Origin of the sequence: Streptomyces sp. NPDC051636 (genome assembly GCF_044453765.1) — a bacterium.
Classification (GTDB): domain Bacteria; phylum Actinomycetota; class Actinomycetes; order Streptomycetales; family Streptomycetaceae; genus Streptomyces.
Genome location: NZ_JBITDA010000002.1, coordinates 283,471 through 300,102, shown reverse-complemented (window position 1 = coordinate 300,102; position 16,632 = coordinate 283,471). Strand labels below are relative to the sequence as shown.

The following is a 16,632-nucleotide window of genomic DNA, read 5'->3' as shown; positions in this document are numbered from 1 at the left end:
GCCGTAAGGGCGCCGCCGGCCGATATCCGGAGTGCGGCGGCATTGACGGTGTCGTGTTACCGGTCACACACAGACGAGGTCAGCGTCGTCGGATACGACGACATCCCGAGGCCGCCCGCCTGCTGCCCCGCTGACCACCGTACGCACCGGCTTCGCCGAGATCGCACCCGTGACCCATCGTCCGCCGCAGCACGGGCCCGGCGCCGAAGGAATAACCGATTGCCCTCCGCCTCGCCGGTGTGGGAACGTGCACCGACCTTGCCGGCGGGGACCGGCCCACTGTTCGAAGGACTGAGGCCAATGATCGCGGCGCCCTCCAGTGGCCGCCGTCGGCACTGAACGTGCCGTTCGCCTTTTCCGCACGGCGGCCCCACGACGCCCGGCCACGCCGGGCGACAGCAGCGTGCTCACTCCCTGCCACTCCCGTGAGGTCACCATCACCATGGACACCGACGTCCAGAGCTTCGCCGTCATCAACCTTCGCCGCCGTCCCGAGACAGCCGAAATCGGCGGCTTCGTCGCGGGGTTCGATCCCGCCACCACCAGCCCGTACGTCAACTACGCGACCCCCGTCCCCGGCGCCCGTCCGGACGGCCGGGACGTCGCCGCCCTGATCGAGGCGTTCCGCGAGCGCGGCCTCAGGCCCCGGCTGGAGTTCGCTCCGGACGGCGCGCCCGCCGTGGAAGCGGCACTGCGCCGGGCGGGCTTCACCACGGAGGCCGTGCACGAGTACCTGGTCTGTACCCCGTCCGTGTCGATGCCGCCCATTCCCGCGCTCCCGGTCGAAACACCTGGTTCGGACGGGGACTTCACCGCGATCGACGCCGCCCTCTGCGAGGCGTTCGCCGACGAGTTCTCCCCGTCCCCCGAAGGAGCGGCCCGGCTGCGCCGCCTCCAGGACAACGGCGGAGCCGTCCGCTTCGTCCGGGCCCCCGACGGCGGCTGCGCGGGCGCGGCGACCTGTTCCGCGCCCGCCGCCGGCACCGCGGAGCTGGCGGGCGTCGGCACCCGCCCCGCCTTCCGCGGCCGGGGCATCGCCGCCTCGGTGACCGCCGTGCTGACCGAGACCATGTTCGACCGGGGCGCGCGATCGGTCTGGCTGGAGTACTCGGGCGAGGGATCCCGCCGGGTCTACGAACGCCTCGGCTACCGCCCCCGGGGCACCCGCCTCTACATGTCGCTCGGCTGAGGCGCACTGTGCGCGCTGCTGCCCCCCCCGTGACACGCCGCCGGACGGCTCATCCCGCCAGTCCGGGGCGATTCGGTCATAACGTGCGGAATATGAAGAAATGCCATACCGCCTACGTGGCGTGCGCCGCAGCGCTCATCGGGACCGGACTCGGCGCGGCCCGGCCCGTCACCGGCTCCGTGGTCCACGTCGTACGCCCGGGGCAGTCGATCCAGAAAGCGGTGGACGCCGCCAAGGCCGGAGACACCGTCGTGGTGAAGGCCGGCACCTACCACGAGAGCGTGAAGCTGACCAAGTCCGGCGTGACCCTGCGCGGCGAGGGCGCGCGCACGGTGATCAAACCGGGCAGGAAGAAGGCCGCGAACAGCTGCGCCGAGGGCGGCAACGGGATCTGCGTGGTGGGGACGAAGAGCCGTCCCGTCAAGAACGTCACCGTCGCGAAACTGACCGTCACCGGCTTCACCAAGGCCGGCGTGTTCGGCGTGGGCACCGACCACCTGGCGGTGCGCCAGGTGACCGCCGAGAAGAACAAGGTGTGGGGCATCGCCGAGGAGCGGTCGGTGAGCAGCCTGATTCGGGGCAACACCGTACGCAACAACGGCGACGCGGGCGTGTTCCTCGCCAACACCCTCCTGACCGAGCAGGGAGCCAAGGACACCAAGGGCACGATCGTCGACCTCAACCGGCTGGAGGGCAACCGCATCGGCGTCACCGTCCGGCGCCTGCGCAACCTCACCGTCGCGCACAACGACGTGACCGGCAACTGCGCCGGGGTGTTCGTCGTCGGCGACGAGAACAAGCCGAAGGCCGGCAAGGCGATCGTGGCCGACAACCGCATCAACGGGAACAACAAGTACTGCCCGAAGACCGCCCGGCTGCCCTACCTCAAGGGCTCCGGCATCGTCCTGACCGGCGCCGAGGACACCCTGGTCATCGGCAACGAGGTCACCGGCAACACCGGCAAGTCCCCGCTGTCGGGCGGCATCGTCCTCTACAAGAGCTTCGTGGGCACCACCAGCGAGCGGAACCGGATCACGGACAACCGGCTGGAGCGCAACGCACCGGCGGACATCGTCAACCAGGAGTCCGCCAAGCGCAACAACACCTTCCAACGCAACACCTGCGGGAGCTCCAAGCCCGCGGGGCTGTGCTGACCGGCCTTATCCGTCCGTGAACCCAAGGAGGAATGGCGGCACATGACGACCTCATCAACTGCCCCACCGCCGTCCATGCGGCTGAGGGAACTCGCCTTCGGGGCGGCGTGTGCCGCCGCCCTCCGCGCCGCCGCCCGGCTCGGCGTCGCCGACGCGCTGGGGGACAGCCCCATGGCGGTGGCGGACCTCGCGGCGGCGGTGAAGACCGAGCCCAAGCCGCTCGGGCGGCTGCTGCGGGCGCTGTCCTGCTACGGCGTCTTCACCGAGCGGGAGGACGGGACCTTCGCGCACACCGACATGTCCCGGCTGCTGCGCGAGGACGACCCGAACAGCCTGCGCTACATCTCGCTGTGGTGCACCGAGCCGTGGACCTGGGACGCGTGGCCGCGCCTGGACGAGGCGGTGCGCACCGGCAAGAACGTCGTACAGGACCTGTACGGCAAGGAGTTCTTCGAGTACCTCAACGAGGACGCCCCGGAGTCGGCCGACGTCTTCAACCGGGCCATGACCACCTCCAGCAAGCAGTCCGCGCGGGAGGTCGCCGAACTCCTGGACCTGTCCGGGGCGAAGTCGGTCGCCGACATCGGCGGCGGGCAGGGCCACGTGGTGGCCAGCCTGCTGGAGAAGTACCCGTCGATGCAGGGCACGCTGCTGGACCTGCCGCGCGTGGTGGAGAACGCCGACCCGCGGCTGCGCCCGGGAGGCGCCCTCGCGGACCGGGTGAGCATCGTGCCCGGCGACTGCCGCGCGGCCATCCCGGTGCGGGCCGACGTCTACATCATCAAGAACATCCTGGAGTGGGACGACGAGAGCACGGCCCGGTGCCTGCGCAACGTCATCGAGGCGGGCGGGCCCAAGGCGCGGGTGGTGGTCATCGAGAACCTCGTCGACGACACCCCGTCGATGCGGTTCAGCACCGCCATGGACCTGCTGCTGCTGTTGAACGTCGGCGGGGCCAAGCACACCACCGACAGCATGGTCAGCAGGCTGACCGCGGCGGGCTTGGTCATCGACGACATCAGCCCGGTCAACCCCTACCTGCACGCGTTCGACTGCACCGTGCCCGGGTGACCTGCCCGGACCTGCGCAGACCACCGGTCGCCGGGCCCGCGACGCTGCGGGCCCGGCGACCGGTGGCCGTCCAGGGGGACGGCGGGGTCAGACGGCTCGGTCACGCTCCCAGACGTAGAAGCGCCGCGCCATCGCGTCCTTCGGCGAGCGCCAGGTCTCGGGGTCGTACGCGCTGACGTACGCCGACAGCCGCTCGCTGACGTCCCGGAACTGAGGGTGTCCGGTCACCTTGGCGATGGCGGGGCCGGGGTCCTTCTCGGACTCGATGAGGTGCAGGTACACGTCACCGAACTGGAAGAGGCTGCGCCGGGCGACGCCGACGAGGTGGGGCAGCTCTCCCCGGTCCGACTCCTCGAAGACCTTGGCGATGTCCGGGGCCGAGCCGGGTGCCATCCGGGCGACGATCAGGGCTTGGTGCACGGTCTTCTCCGTCCGGCTCAGTCGGTCAGGCCCGGCTGGGCCCCCTGCTCGGCGGCGGCCTTCTCGATCCGGTCGCGGATCAGGGCCATCTGGACCTTGGAGTTCCTGTTGATGTTGTCGGTCATCCAGTCGTCGTCGACCGGCGCCTCGGGCTTCATCTCGAACTCCTGGGTCCAGATCATCCGGGTGCCGCCGGGGACCTCCTCGTAGCGCCACCGGATGTTCATGTAGGCGAAGGGGCCGGTCTCGACCCGGCGGGCCTTGACGGTGAGGGACGGGCGGTCGGTCTCCCGCTCCGAGACCCAGCTCCACACGGTGCCGTTCTCGTCGGGGTGCATGGTCAGCCGGAAGGTGGTCTTGTTCCCTTCCTGGGACAGGATGTCGGCGGAGGCGTACTCGCTGAACAGCTGCGGCCAGTTCGCCACGTCGTTGGTCATCTCCCACACCAGGTCCACCGGTGCGGCGATGGTGATCTCGTTCTCCGTGTGTCCGGCCATGTCAGGCTCCTGCCAGAAGGGTGCTGTTGACGAGGTCGAGGAACTGCCGGGGGGTCCTGCAGCGCTCCGCGTCGGGAGGCATCGGCGTGCCGTGCCGGTTCTCCAGCTCGCCCACGATGCCGAGCAGGCCGAGCGAGTCGATACCGAGCTCGCCGAAGGCGGCGTCGGGCCGGTCCGTCAGCTCCTGGGGGCTGACGGTGATCCCGGCCGCCTTCTTCATGAGCTCGGCCAGTTCTTCCACGGTGATTTGGGCACTCATGTCGTTCCTCTCTCTCCTTTGCTTCGGTTTCGCTCCGGCGACCTCGCTAGGAGGCGTCGGCGGCGCCGTGCCGCAGCACGAGCGCCGAGTTCGACCCCATGAGGCCCCGGCTGAGCACCAGCGCCGTGCGCAGCTCGGCGGCGCGGGGCCGGCCGGTCACGAGGTCGAGGTCGTGGCAGACGTCGAAGACGTTCGGGGTGGGCGGGATCTGGCCGTGCTCCATCGCGAGCACCGCCGCCGCGGTGTCCAGGACGGGCGCCGCGCAGTAGCCCCGTCCGGTGCCCGTCTTCGGCGCCGTGACCGGCACGCGCCGGCCGTGGGCGCCCAGCGCGTCGGCGATCGCCAGCGCCTCGGCCCGGTCCGCGGCCGGCACGCCGAGGGCGTCGGCGAAGACGACGTCGACCTCCTCGGGCGCGCACCCGGCCTCGTCCAGGGCGCCGCGGATCGCCTCGGCGAGCCCCTCCCGGGACGCCTCCCAGCGCGAGGCGCCGGTGAAGGTCGCCGCGTGCCCGGCGAGGGTGGCCCGTACCGGCACCCCGCGCTCCCAGGCCGAGGCCATCTCCTCGACCACCAGCATCGCGCCGCCCTCGGCGGGCACGAACCCCGAGGCCCCGTCGGTGAACGGGCGGTAGGCGCGCGCCGGATCGTCGACGGTGCTCAGCTCCTCGTAGCCGAGCTGGCAGACCATCGAGTACGGGGCCAGCGGTGCCTCGGTCGAGCCGGCCACGATCACCTCGGTGCCGCGCCGCACGGCGCGCGCGGCGTGAGCGAGGGCGTCCAGGCCGCCGGCCTCGTCGGCGGCGACCACCGAGCAGGGACCCTTGAAGCCGCGGCGGATGGAGATCTGCCCGGTGCTGGCGGCGTAGAACCAGGCGATGGACTGGTACGGGCCGACGAACCGGCTGCCCTTTCCCCACAGTTGCTGCAGTTCCCGCTGGCCGAACTCGCCGCCGCCGGAACCGGCCGCGGTGACCACGCCCACCGAGAACGGCGCGTCGTCGGTGTCGGCCTGCCCGAGGCGGGCGTCCTCCAGCGCCAGGTCGGCCGCGGCCATCGCGAAGTGCGTGAACCGGTCGGTCTGGACGAGGAACCGCTCCTCGACCGCCCCGGCCGGCTCGAAGTCGCGGACCTCGCCGGCCACCCGCAGCGGCAGGTGCTCGCAGCCCTCGCGGGTGACCCGGTCCAGGACGCTTACGCCCTCCTGGGTGGACTTCCAGAAGGCCTCCACGGTGGTTCCGTTGGGCGCGACCACACCGATTCCGGTGACGGCCGCGCGTCGCGGATATGGTTCGCTCATGGTGTCCTCTCCCTTGGCCGGGTCAGGATCACCGCGGACTGGAAGCCGCCGAACCCACTGCCCACGGACAGGACGCTGGTCAGCTTCCGCTCGCGGGCGACGCGCGGGACGTAGTCCAGGTCGCACTCGGGGTCGGGGGTCTCGTAGTTCGCGGTGGGCGGTACGACCTGGTGGGCCAGGGCCAGCACACAGGCCACGACCTCGATCGCCCCGATCGCGCCCAGGGAGTGACCCACCATGGACTTGATGGAGCTCATGGGCGTGCCGTAGGCGTGCTGCCCGAGGGCCCGTTTCACCGCGGCCGTCTCGTGGCGGTCGTTCTGCCGGGTGCCGGAGCCGTGCGCGTTGACGTAGTCGATCGCGGTGGGGTCGAGCCGGGCGTGGTCGAGGGCGACCTCGATCGCCCGGGCCATCTCCAGGCCCTCGCTGGTCAGACCGGTCATGTGGTAGGCGTTGCCGAAGGTGGCGTAGCCGCTGAGCTCGCAGTACACGCGGGCGCCGCGGGCCCGGGCGTGCTCCAGCTCCTCCAGGACGAGCACCGCGCCGCCCTCGCCCATGACGAACCCGTCACGGTCGTTGTCGAAGGGGCGGGAGGCGTGGGCGGGATCGTCGTTGTTGGGGGAGGTCGCCTTGATCGCGTCGAAGCAGGCCATGGTGATCGGTGAGATCGGCGAGTCCGAGGCGCCGGCTATGCAGATGTCCGCCCGGCCCTCCTCCACGGTGTGGAAGGCGTACCCGACGGCGTCGAGGCCCGAGGTGCAGCCCGTGGAGACGGTCTGCACCGGACCGCACGCCCCGAACCGCTCCGCGACCGCCGAGGCGAGTGTGCTCGGCGAGAACGCGCGGTGCAGGTGCGGCTCGGCCTCCCGGTGGTCCACGTCCCAGCGCTGTCCGCGGTGGCTGACCAGGACGTAGTCGTGCTCCAGCCGGGTGGTGCCGCCGACGGCGGTTCCCAGGGACACCCCGACCCGCCAGGGGTTCTCCCCGGCGAGGTCGAGGCCGGAGTCGCGGACGGCTTCGTCACCCGCGACCTGGGCGAACTGGATGTACCGGTCCGACCGCGCGATCTGCTCCGCGTCCAGTCCGTGGGCCGCCGGGTCGAAGTCGCACTCGGCGGCGATCCGCGAGCGCAGACCGGTCGGATCGAAGAACGTGATGCCCCGGGTCGCGGTACGGCCACTGGCGAGCAGATTCCAGAAGGCCGGTACGCCGATGCCGCCGGGCGCCACGATGCCTATGCCGGTGACCGCCACCCGCCTGGTCACGACCGGCTCCCGCCCGCGTCGGCTCCCTCGGCGGCGACCGCGACGGGCTCGGTCCCCTCCGTGTCGACGTGGCCGAGCTGCGGGCGCGGGGCCAGCGGGCCGAGGTGGAAGACGATGCGGGCCTCCACGTTGCCGACGTTGCGGAAGCGGTGACGCATGTGGGCGGGGATCATCAGCCCCTGCTCGGGCCGCAGCGGGTGGGGCTCGCCGTCCAGGTCCACCTCCAGCTGCCCGCAGACGACGTACACGAACTCCTCGGAGTACGGGTGGTAGTGCTCGCCGATGCGGTCACCGGGCTGCACGATGGCCACGCCCATGAAACCGCTGGTGGAGCCGACCGTGGCCGGGGTGAGCATGGCGCGCAGATCGCCTCCGCGCCGGACGTTGGGCTCGACCTCGCTGAGATCCACGATCTTGGGACGGGGTTTGATCACGACGTTCCTCCGATGCTGTGCTGCGTCGAGTGGGGGGTGTGGCCGTCGCGGGCCGTGTGCTGCCGGTCAGGCCTCGGGCGACCGGCGGTCGGTGATGAGCTTCATCCGGGCCGACTCCAGCAGCCGCGCGGGGTCGCCGCTCTTGGCGCCGGCGTCGAGGAGCGAGGTCAGCTCCGACGCCTTCGCCGGGTCGGGCAGGCCGAGGGCGAGGACGGGGTCGGCCGCCTCCAGGCTGCCGCGCACGTCGATCAGCCGGACCACGACGTCGTCGCGCTGGAAGACCGTGCTGCGCAGGATCGGGCTGCGCGAGTCCTTCGCCGCCACCGCGTCCTGCTGGGCGAGCAGTTCGGCCAGCCGCATGCCGAGGCCCTCGCGGGCCGGGTAGTACAGGGCGTGCCGCTCGGCCCGAGCGCTCTCCTGAGCCGTCGTCACGTGATGGACGGCGGGCAGGGCCGCCCGGGTGAAGAAGACCCGGGCCGATTCCGGGTTGTCGAGGTCCCGGTCGTGCTCCAGGTACGGGTTGATGGCCTCCTCGACCGCCCGCACCTCGGGCTGCCGGGCGACGTGGCGCAGCGCGGTGAGCAGGTCGCCGCGCACCTCGATGGCCCGAACGACCCGGTTGCCGTGCATGAACAGCGACGTGCGGCACAGCCGGGTGGTGTCGTCGACCTGCGGCTCGGGGGAGTCGTAACCGGCGAGGATCCTGGCGACGGCCTCCTCGCTGCCCGGTTTGACCGTGAAGGTGAGCGCGTGGCGGACCACGCCGTCACCGATCCGGGGGGACGCCTGCAGCCGGCGCTTGCCGGGTGCGGCGCCGGCCGCCGGGCCGCCGGTCTCGCGCACGATGTGGAAGCGCAGCGACCTGGTGTCCCGGACGCAGCTGTGCAGCGGTTCCACCATCCGCACGTGCTCCTCGCTGTTCACCCAGGACAGGAACGGCGGGGCGCTCTCCCACTCGCTGGTGATGAGCCACTGGGAGGGGTTCTCGATCGACTGGCACAGCTGGTCGCTGACGTGCCCGGGAACGGAGGCGACCTGGTTGCACAGTTGCTCGTACGCCTCCAGGAACTGCTGCTGTGCTCCGTCGTAGACGTCCACCAGCAGCACGACCCGGAGTCTGGAGCCGTCGAACACGGACTGGGAGACATGGTGCGACACCTGTCGCGCCGACATTTCTGAAACACGTTCAGACGTGGTGGTCATCCTGCGCACATCTCCTTCACGGCCCCCTGTGCTTCTGCCAGGGAGCGGGCGGCGGGCGGAACGGACAGCGACCGTCGCGCCGCGCAAGGAAGCGCGCCGATCGCATGGGCACGATCCTGCGCCGTGCCGTGCGACACCACGAACGCAGTGGGGTAAGTGGGTGAAGCCCGAGCCAAACGGGGTGCTGCGGTCACCCGGACCGCCTCAGCCGCTCACCCGGTCGGCCATTGCCCCGTGCGGGCGAAGCGCTCGAGTCGGGGGCCGCGGGGTCCGGCGCCGTCCCCGACGAGGGTCGCCGCAGGTGACGCCCGATCGTCGCGGACGTGGCACCCGCTGAAGCGGCCGCCGTGACGGGTGGCCGGCGCGGGGATGAACGGCACAACGGCGCTGTCCGTGCCGGTCCTCCAGTCACGCCGGTCCGGACCGTCACGCCCCTTCGTCACTCGCGGCGAGCCGGTCGGCCGCCTCCGCGGCTTCGCGTGCCTGCCGCTCGGCCCGCGCCACCGCGTCCGCGGTGGCCCCCTGGCGTTCCTCCGCTCGCTGCTGTTCGCGCTCCGCTCGCCGGAGCGTCTCGCGGGCCCGGTCCAGTTGCCGCTCGGCGGCGGAGACCTGCTCCAGGGCCTGGGCGTGGCGGTCGCGGGCCTGCGCCAGCCGCGTCTCGGCCTCGCTCTGGTCGGCGCGCTTCTCCCGCAGCCGCTGCGCTGCCCTGTCGGCCGCCTTCCGGGCCCGGTCGAGCTGTTGCCGCCGCCGCTGCCGGCGGCGCTCGGCGAGCTCGTCCTTCGCCGTGCCCGGCGCCGGCGGCGGTGAGGCCGTCCGCCGGGCCGGCTTCCGCGGTACGTCGGGCATCCGGGCGGTGCCGAAGTCCGAGGGCGGGGTGAGCGCGCTGTCCAGACGGCCGCCGGCCCACTGCTCGGCCGCGCCGGGGTCGGCCAGGACCGCGCGCAGGGTGGACTCGACCTCCTGCTGCACCGCGTCCGACAGTCCGTGCCCGGCCTCCCGGGCGAGCCGGGCCGCCTGCCCCGACAGGGCGGCGACGATCCGCCGGCGCTGCGCGGACAGTTCCTTGAGCCCGGCGGCGTCCAGTGTCCGGTACGCCTCGCGCAGCGCCTGCCCCAGCTCCAGGAACTGCCGGCTCTCCTCGGGACGGGAGCGCAGCAGCAGGTTCGCGGCCCAGGCGGCCAGGGTGGGGCGGCGGGCGGCGTGGATCCGGCGGGCGTCCTCGCCGTGACCGTCCGCCTTGGCCGCGGCCGCCAGTTCCTCACGGCGGGCGACGAACTCGGCCGGCGGTGTGGTGTAGAGCTCGTCGAGCAGCGACTCCACCTCGTCCTGCCGCATGGTTCCCAGACTCCGCCGGACCGGGCCGCCGCGCACCTCGAGACGGCCAGGGCGTCAGTCCCCGGACGGCTGCTGGAGCATCGCGAGGGTCAGCACGTTGCCCCCGATGCCCCAGCCGCCGACGGTGACCTCCTCGACGAGGACCAGGGTGGTGGCGCGGGCGCGCTCGCCGTAGATGTCGACGTAGAGCTGGGTGGCGCGGATGATGATCTCCTCCTTCTGCTTCTCGTCGAGGCTTCCGGCGGGCACCTTGAAGTTCGCGAACGGCATGGTGGTTCTCCTTGGGAGTGGGTGAGCGGAGAGTGAGTCGGGGAGGAGGCGAAGAGGCCGCTGGAGCCGTGGGAGCCGGGACCGTCAGACGATGCCGCCGTTGGCGCGGACCACCTGGCCGTTGAGTCGGCCGGACACTGCGGGACGAGTGGCGGGGGATCATCGTCGATCCCGTACGGCAGCTGTGGCGCAGAGGACTGCCCGGGCTGAGCCTGGCCTTCGTGGCCACCTCGGGCGTGGTCTTCTTCCACGATCTCGCGCAACGGCCGGGCGGCGCACGGCTGGTGTGGCGGCTGGGCGGCGTCACCGCGGACCTGCCGCTGTGGCTGGCCCTGCTGCGTACCCCGGTATCGCTGTACGTGCCGGCGCTCGACCTTCCGGTGTGGGCGGGGATCATCCAGCTTTTCCTCGCCTTCGCCCTGGCCGAACTCACGCTCGGCCGGGCCAGGACACTGGTCATCGCCTACGTCACCACACTGGCCGGCACCCTCACCGCACGGGTGATCGCGATCGGCCCCGGCTGGTGGGGCCTCGGCCTGCCCCCCGAGTGCGGGCGGGTGCTCGACACCGGGCCGTCGGCCGCGGTGGTCGGGCTGTTCACCTACATCACGGTGATCCGGCGCGCGCCCGTGGTGTTCACCCTCACCGGCGGGTCCATGGTGGGGGAGTCCATCGCGGTGCCCAACCTGGCGGGCCGCGAGCACCTGATCGCGGTGGGCTCGGCGATCGTCCTGGGGCTGCTCCACCCACGTGAGAACGCCCTGCTGCGGACCCGGTCCCCCGGCCCGCCGGTGCCGGTGCGGCCCGCGTCGGAACTGCGGCTGCGGGGCCGGCAGGGCAGAGCGCCGGCCGCCCCGAGGGCCGCCCGTGCGCAGCGCATCCGCACGGGTTGCCTGAGCGTCCTCAACAGCAGGGGGAGGCGACGGTGGCGAGCAGCAGCGGGCGGCAGGTGCGGGGGCGACCGGCCCGGCGGCGGACAGGACCCGGCCGGGCCCGCGCCGAGGGCACCGGCGGGCCGGAGCCAGGAGGCTGGTGGCAGCGTGTCGACCGGGCCGGGACCGGCACGGTCACGGCGGTGGTGGCGGGCCAGTTGTTCACCGGCGTCCCGACGTGCCACGTCGCGCTCGTCTCGCAGCGCGAGCCGGACCGGGCGCGGGCGGAGGCCCGGCGCGCGGTCCACGCCCCGGCGGCGCGGGTCTCGTACTGGACGGAGTACACGGACTCGTTCCACCCGCGCCTGCACGTGATGAACGGCTGCACCGAGATGATCCTCGAACCCCGGTCACGGGGCGGCATGCCCGACGACATCGTCCTGCCCTCTCCCGGCGGCCCCCCGGCCCCTGCCGCCCACTGGCCGGCCTTCCGCGACCGGGACGGCGTGCGCTGGAAGCGGACCGGGAACGGGGTGTCCCGGCTGTCCGGCGACTGGTCCGTGCTCGGCACCGCACCCTGGAGATCACCTGCGTCACCACGGCGGCCAAGGGCGTCCTGCCGGTGACGAAGGCACCGTCCTGCGGCGACGGCTGACGTCCGCGAATCGCCCGATCCCGTACCGGGACGATGCGGGATGCTCTACCGTATGGCGCCGCGAAGCGGTCCGTGCCGGGCCTGTACCACCGGGAGGGGGAGGATCGGGTGCAGACAGGGGAGGACCGGCCCGCAGGCCCGGACCGGTACCACGATCACGTCGACTTCCGGGGCGGCCACTTCCACGGTCCCGTGTCGATCGGCGCCGACCGCGAGCCGGCCGCCGACGAGCCGGCCGCTCTGTCCGCCCTGCCGCCCGCCCCGGCGGGGTTCACCGGCCGCGATCGCGAACTCGCCGTGCTCCTGGAGGGGTTGCGGCCGTCCGACGGCCCCCTGTCCGCCGGCTTCCCCGTCATGTGGGCGGTGACCGGGCTGGGCGGCATGGGCAAGACGGCGCTCGCGCTGCGGGCCGCGCACGAGGCCCGGGCCAAGCGCTGGTTCTGGGGCGCACTCTTCCTCGACCTCGCGGGCTACGACGACACCCCGGTCACGCCCGCGCAGGCCGTCATGTCCCTCCTGCACGCCCTCGGAGTGGGCGGCGCCCAGCTGCCCTCCGAGGAGGTCGACCAGCACGGGCTGTACCTCGGCCGGCTGGCCACGCTGGCCGACCAGGGCAAGCGGGTGCTGCTGCTCTTCGACAACGTGTGCGAGCCCAGTCAGCTCCCGCCGCTCCTGCCCGGGGGCGGGGCGCACCGCGTCGTCTTCACCTCACGCGAGTCCCATCCCTCGCTGCCCGCCCGGGAGCTGCCCCTCGGCCCCCTGTGTCCGCAGGACTCGGCCGCGCTGATCGCCAGTGCGCTGATCCTGCGCGAGGCGGAGGACGACCGGCCGGAGCGGGAGGCCGAGTCCGTGCGCGAGCTGACGCGGCTGTGCGGGCACATGCCCCTGGCCCTGCAGATCGCGGCCGCGCTCCTGCGCCACCGCCGGTCACGCGGCCGCGTCGCCTCCCTGGTCGAGGAACTCCGGTCCAGGGCCGACCTCACCGACACCCTCCGCAGCCGGGGCGTCGACCAGTACGGCAGGCCGCTGGCCCTGGCTCCCGTGTTCGAGGCCTCCGTGCGCCGCCTGCCCGCGGACCGGACGCGGGCACTGTGCCTGCTGGCGCAGGTTCCGTGCGCGGACTACGGCACGGACACGGCTGCGGTGATCACCGGTCTGAGGGAGCCGACGGCGCTGGACGCGCTCGACGACCTGGCGCGGGCCCACCTGGTGACCTGGGAGCAGCCTGGCGACGAGGCGTCCTTACGGTGGAGCATCCACGATCTGGTGCGCAGTTACGCGGCCGCCCTCGCCGCGTCCGACCCGGACCTCGCCGCGGCGGGGAGTACCGCGCGGGCCCGGGCGCGGCGGCACTACCACCGGCAGGCGGCCCACTGCGATCGCCATCTGTCGGCCCCGGTCCACGACCCTTCTCCGGTCGCCGCCGGGCGCCGGGACGCCGCCCTGGCCTGGTTCGACAGCGAGCGCACCAACCTCGTGGCCGCCGTGCAGTGGCCGGACGAGGGTGACCCGGAGATGCGCATCGGCCTCGCGCTGCACCTGGCCGAGTACCTGCGCTGGCGCCGCTTCTTCGAGGACTGGATCACTGTCAGCCGCATCGCACGCGCCCTCACCCACCGGCTGGGGGACGAGCACGCCGAAGCCACGGCCTGCAATCACCTGGGCAACGCCCTGGCGCGCGCCGGACGCCCCGTCGAGGCCCTCGAACCGCTCACCCGTGCGGCTCACCTCTTCCACCGCACCGTGGACCCGACCGGTGAGGGCATGGCCTGGATCAACCTCGGCCTCGCCCACCGCAGGGCCGGCCACCTCGACCTCGCCCTCGCCACCCAACTCCGCGCCAGGGACCGCTTCCGGGCCCTCGGCGACGAGTGGAACGAGGGCCGGGCCCAGCACAACGCCGGGCTCGCCCTGGACGCGGCGGGCCGCCACGCCGAGGCCGCCACCGCGTTCCGGCAGGCCTGCGAGCTGCATCAGGCGCACGACCGCATCTTCCACGGCGACTCGCTCAACAGCCTCGGCTGCGCCCTGCACGCGGCGGGCCGGATCCACGAGGCCGTCACCGCGCTCGAAGGATCGCTGCGGATCCGCCAGGAGTACGACAACTGGTATGCGACGGGGCTGACTTGGCACAACCTCGCCCGGGCGCTGGAGGCGGCGGGCCGGCAGGCGGAGGCGGCACGGGCCCGGGCCATGGCCGACGAGGCCCGCGCCCGGGCAGGCATCAAGGCGGTCGTCCACGGACATCACCACTGAGCGGCGGAAGCACGGCATGGTTCCGGCGGTGGGGCGCACTCGCGTACCGGCCTCATGAAGAGGAAAGATGAGACGTCGAGCGCATCATCAACCGAAGCATCGACCGAAGCGGAGGAACGCACCCATGCCGCACGAGCGAGCGGGCAGGCCGGCCGGGCCCGAGGATCTTGTCGACGTGGCCCGGCTGGTCACCGCGTACTACGCGCTGCATCCCGATCCGGCGGAGCCGGGGCAGCGGGTGGCGTTCGGTACGTCCGGACACCGCGGATCGTCGCCGGCGAGCGCGTTCAACGAGGACCACATCGCTGCCACCAGCCAGGCCATCTGCGAGTACCGGGACAGCCAGGGCACCGACGGCCCCCTCTTCCTGGGGGCCGACACCCACGCGCTGTCGGAGCCCGCGAAGGTGACCGCCCTGGAGGTGTTCGCCGCCAACGGTGTGACGGTGCTCATCGACAGCGCGGACGGGTACACGCCCACCCCGGCGGTCTCGCACGCCATCCTCACCCACAACCGGGGCCGTACCGCGGGTCTCGCCGACGGGGTCGTGGTGACCCCCTCGCACAACCCGCCCGCCGACGGCGGATTCAAGTACAACCCGCCGAGCGGCGGCCCGGCGGCCTCCGGGGCCACCTCCTGGATCCAGGACCGGGCCAACCAGATCATCGCGGGCGGCCTGAAGGACGTACGGCGGGTGCCGTACGCCAGGGCGCTCGCCGCCGACACGACCCAGCGGTACGACTTCCTGGGCACGTACGTCTCCGATCTGCCGAGCGTCCTCGACCTGGACGCGATCCGGGCGGCCGGTGTGCGCATCGGCGCCGACCCGCTGGGCGGGGCGTCCGTCGCCTACTGGGGCCGGATCGCCGAGCAGCACGGGATCGACCTGACGGTGGTCAACCCCACCACCGACCCCACCTGGCGGTTCATGACGCTGGACTGGGACGGCCAGATCCGAATGGACTGCTCCTCGCCCTACGCGATGGCCTCGCTCATCGGGCAGCGCGACCGCTTCCGCATCTCCACCGGCAACGACGCGGACGCCGACCGGCACGGCATCGTCACCCCGGACGCGGGTCTGATGAACCCCAACCACTACCTCGCGGTCGCCATCGCCTACCTCTACAAGCACCGTGAGCGGTGGCCGGCCGGCACGGGCATCGGCAAGACGCTGGTGTCCTCCGGGATGATCGACCGGGTCGCCGCCGACCTCGGCCGGGAACTGGTCGAGGTGCCGGTCGGGTTCAAGTGGTTCGTGGACGGACTGCTCGGCGGCACGCTCGGCTTCGGCGGCGAGGAGTCGGCCGGCGCGTCGTTCCTGCGCCGGGACGGCTCGGTGTGGACGACGGACAAGGACGGCATCATCCTCGCCCTCCTCGCCTCCGAGATCACCGCCGTCACCGACCGGACGCCCTCGGAGCACTACGCCGAACTGACGGGCCGCTTCGGCGAGCCCGCCTACGCCCGCATCGACGCCCCGGCCTCCCGCGAGGAGAAGGCCCTGCTGGCCAAGCTCTCGCCCGCCCAGGTCACCGCCCGGACCCTGGCCGGAGAACCGGTCACCGCCGTGCTCACCGAGGCCCCGGGCAACGGCGCCTCCATCGGCGGCATCAAGGTGACCACCGAGCACGCCTGGTTCGCGGCCCGCCCCTCGGGCACGGAGGACGTCTACAAGGTGTACGCGGAGTCGTTCCTCGGACCCGACCACCTCGGCCAGGTGCAGGAGGAGGCCAAGGCGGTGGTCCTGGCGGCGCTCGGCGGCTGAGGCATGTTGGGCGGGCCGGGCCTGTTTGCCAGGAGCCTGACAGGCAAGGCGATGTCCATGACTGAATCGACCAGCGACACCAAGCGAGAGTCCGACTCCCGGCAGGCGACGGCGGCCAAGGCCCGGCGCACCGCGGCCGACGCCACGGCTCCGGTTTCGCGGGGCGCCAAGAAGGCCGCCGCGAAGACGGATGACGTGGCGTCAGCGGCCAAGGACGGCGCCGAGCGCACGGCCGAGGCGACGACCGGGGCCGTGCACAGCGGTGCCGAGAAGCTCGAGGCGGGCCGCCGCGCGGTCGTCGCGGCGTCCGGGCAGGTGGCGGCCACGGCCAGGACGGCCTGGACGGTGATCGCCCAGCGCAAGCTCGTCGCCGCCGCGGTGGGGACCGGCCTGACCGCCGTGAGCGCCGCGTCGTACGCGGCGGGCCGCCGCGCGGGACGCCACACGCAGGGTCCCCTCACCCGTCTCACCGGCGGGCGGATCTGACGCCCCCGGGGGTGGCCGTGGCCACCCCCGGGCGGACCGCACGCGGGAGCCGTCGGCGGGCGATCGGCACGGGCCTGGCGGTCGTCGCGGCGGCCGCGGTGCCGTGGACGGTGACGGCCACGCCGCCCTGGTCGTCAGCCCCCGGGGCGACAGGACGAGCCGCAGCGCGGTGACCGTGGTGGCGCCAGGGCCTGGCGGCGCGCG

The 16,632-nt window shown here is 72.9% G+C and carries 16 protein-coding genes and 1 pseudogene; 8 read left to right on the top strand and 9 right to left on the bottom strand.

Annotated features, from left to right (window positions below; all coding sequences use genetic code 11):
• The first annotated feature begins 442 nt into the window (after positions 1–442).
• The 3 genes from ACIBBH_RS05005 to ACIBBH_RS04995 all read left to right on the top strand — a co-directional run bounded on the left by ACIBBH_RS05005 (position 443) and on the right by ACIBBH_RS04995 (position 3,414).
• Positions 443–1,189 carry a GNAT family N-acetyltransferase gene (locus tag ACIBBH_RS05005; protein WP_399402020.1) on the top strand — a complete coding sequence of 249 codons (747 nt, stop codon included), beginning with the start codon at positions 443–445 and terminating at the stop codon, positions 1,187–1,189.
• A 92-nt stretch (positions 1,190–1,281) separates the two neighbouring features.
• On the top strand, positions 1,282–2,343 hold the full coding sequence (locus ACIBBH_RS05000; protein WP_399402018.1) for a nitrous oxide reductase family maturation protein NosD: 1,062 nt from the start codon (positions 1,282–1,284) through the stop codon (positions 2,341–2,343).
• A 42-nt stretch (positions 2,344–2,385) separates the two neighbouring features.
• Positions 2,386–3,414: a methyltransferase gene (locus tag ACIBBH_RS04995; RefSeq protein ID WP_399402016.1), complete on the top strand. Its 1,029-nt coding sequence runs from the start codon at positions 2,386–2,388 to the stop codon at positions 3,412–3,414.
• A gap of 87 nt (positions 3,415–3,501) precedes the next feature.
• On the opposite strand, the gene ACIBBH_RS04990 is transcribed toward ACIBBH_RS04995, so the two are convergent.
• From ACIBBH_RS04990 to ACIBBH_RS04950, 9 genes are all read right to left on the bottom strand, one after another.
• The gene (locus tag ACIBBH_RS04990) at positions 3,502–3,834 is read right to left on the bottom strand and encodes a TcmI family type II polyketide cyclase (RefSeq protein ID WP_399402014.1); all 333 of its coding nucleotides are present in this window, start codon (positions 3,832–3,834) and stop codon (positions 3,502–3,504) included.
• A 17-nt stretch (positions 3,835–3,851) separates the two neighbouring features.
• Positions 3,852–4,331 (bottom strand): SRPBCC family protein, encoded by a 480-nt coding sequence (locus ACIBBH_RS04985; RefSeq protein ID WP_399402012.1) that lies wholly within the window; start codon positions 4,329–4,331, stop codon positions 3,852–3,854.
• 1 nt (position 4,332) lies between these two features.
• Positions 4,333–4,590 (bottom strand): acyl carrier protein, encoded by a 258-nt coding sequence (locus ACIBBH_RS04980; protein WP_399402010.1) that lies wholly within the window; start codon positions 4,588–4,590, stop codon positions 4,333–4,335.
• A 46-nt stretch (positions 4,591–4,636) separates the two neighbouring features.
• On the bottom strand, positions 4,637–5,887 hold the full coding sequence (locus ACIBBH_RS04975) for a ketosynthase chain-length factor (RefSeq protein WP_399402008.1): 1,251 nt from the start codon (positions 5,885–5,887) through the stop codon (positions 4,637–4,639).
• A complete protein-coding gene (locus ACIBBH_RS04970; RefSeq protein WP_399402006.1) occupies positions 5,884–7,152 on the bottom strand; it encodes a beta-ketoacyl-[acyl-carrier-protein] synthase family protein in 1,269 nt (422 codons plus the stop codon). Before ACIBBH_RS04970 ends, ACIBBH_RS04975 begins: the two co-directional genes overlap by 4 nt.
• The gene (locus ACIBBH_RS04965; RefSeq protein WP_399402004.1) at positions 7,149–7,586 is read right to left on the bottom strand and encodes a cupin domain-containing protein; all 438 of its coding nucleotides are present in this window, start codon (positions 7,584–7,586) and stop codon (positions 7,149–7,151) included. The genes ACIBBH_RS04970 and ACIBBH_RS04965 overlap by 4 nt, the downstream gene beginning before the upstream one ends.
• A 66-nt stretch (positions 7,587–7,652) precedes the next feature.
• Positions 7,653–8,789: a SchA/CurD-like domain-containing protein gene (locus ACIBBH_RS04960; protein ID WP_399402002.1), complete on the bottom strand. Its 1,137-nt coding sequence runs from the start codon at positions 8,787–8,789 to the stop codon at positions 7,653–7,655.
• Between the two features lie 426 nt (positions 8,790–9,215).
• On the bottom strand, positions 9,216–10,124 hold the full coding sequence (locus tag ACIBBH_RS04955) for a hypothetical protein (protein ID WP_399402000.1): 909 nt from the start codon (positions 10,122–10,124) through the stop codon (positions 9,216–9,218).
• A 54-nt stretch (positions 10,125–10,178) separates the two neighbouring features.
• On the bottom strand, positions 10,179–10,394 hold the full coding sequence (locus ACIBBH_RS04950) for a tautomerase family protein (protein ID WP_399401998.1): 216 nt from the start codon (positions 10,392–10,394) through the stop codon (positions 10,179–10,181).
• A 137-nt stretch (positions 10,395–10,531) separates the two neighbouring features.
• Between ACIBBH_RS04950 and ACIBBH_RS04945 the strand changes: the two are divergent.
• The 5 genes and pseudogenes from ACIBBH_RS04945 to ACIBBH_RS04925 all read left to right on the top strand — a co-directional run.
• Positions 10,532–11,182: pseudogene (locus ACIBBH_RS04945) on the top strand (hypothetical protein); the annotation flags it as partial.
• A 458-nt stretch (positions 11,183–11,640) separates the two neighbouring features.
• On the top strand, positions 11,641–11,892 hold the full coding sequence (locus ACIBBH_RS04940) for a hypothetical protein (RefSeq protein ID WP_399401997.1): 252 nt from the start codon (positions 11,641–11,643) through the stop codon (positions 11,890–11,892).
• Positions 11,893–12,029: 137 nt separating this feature from the next.
• Positions 12,030–14,177 (top strand): tetratricopeptide repeat protein, encoded by a 2,148-nt coding sequence (locus tag ACIBBH_RS04935; RefSeq protein WP_399401995.1) that lies wholly within the window; start codon positions 12,030–12,032, stop codon positions 14,175–14,177.
• A 124-nt stretch (positions 14,178–14,301) separates the two neighbouring features.
• Positions 14,302–15,942, top strand: a complete 1,641-nt coding sequence (gene pgm, locus ACIBBH_RS04930; protein ID WP_399401993.1) for a phosphoglucomutase (alpha-D-glucose-1,6-bisphosphate-dependent) — start codon at positions 14,302–14,304, stop codon at positions 15,940–15,942.
• A 51-nt stretch (positions 15,943–15,993) separates the two neighbouring features.
• Complete coding sequence (locus ACIBBH_RS04925) at positions 15,994–16,428, top strand: hypothetical protein (protein ID WP_399401991.1); 435 nt, start codon at positions 15,994–15,996, stop codon at positions 16,426–16,428.
• Positions 16,429–16,632: the final 204 nt, after the last annotated feature.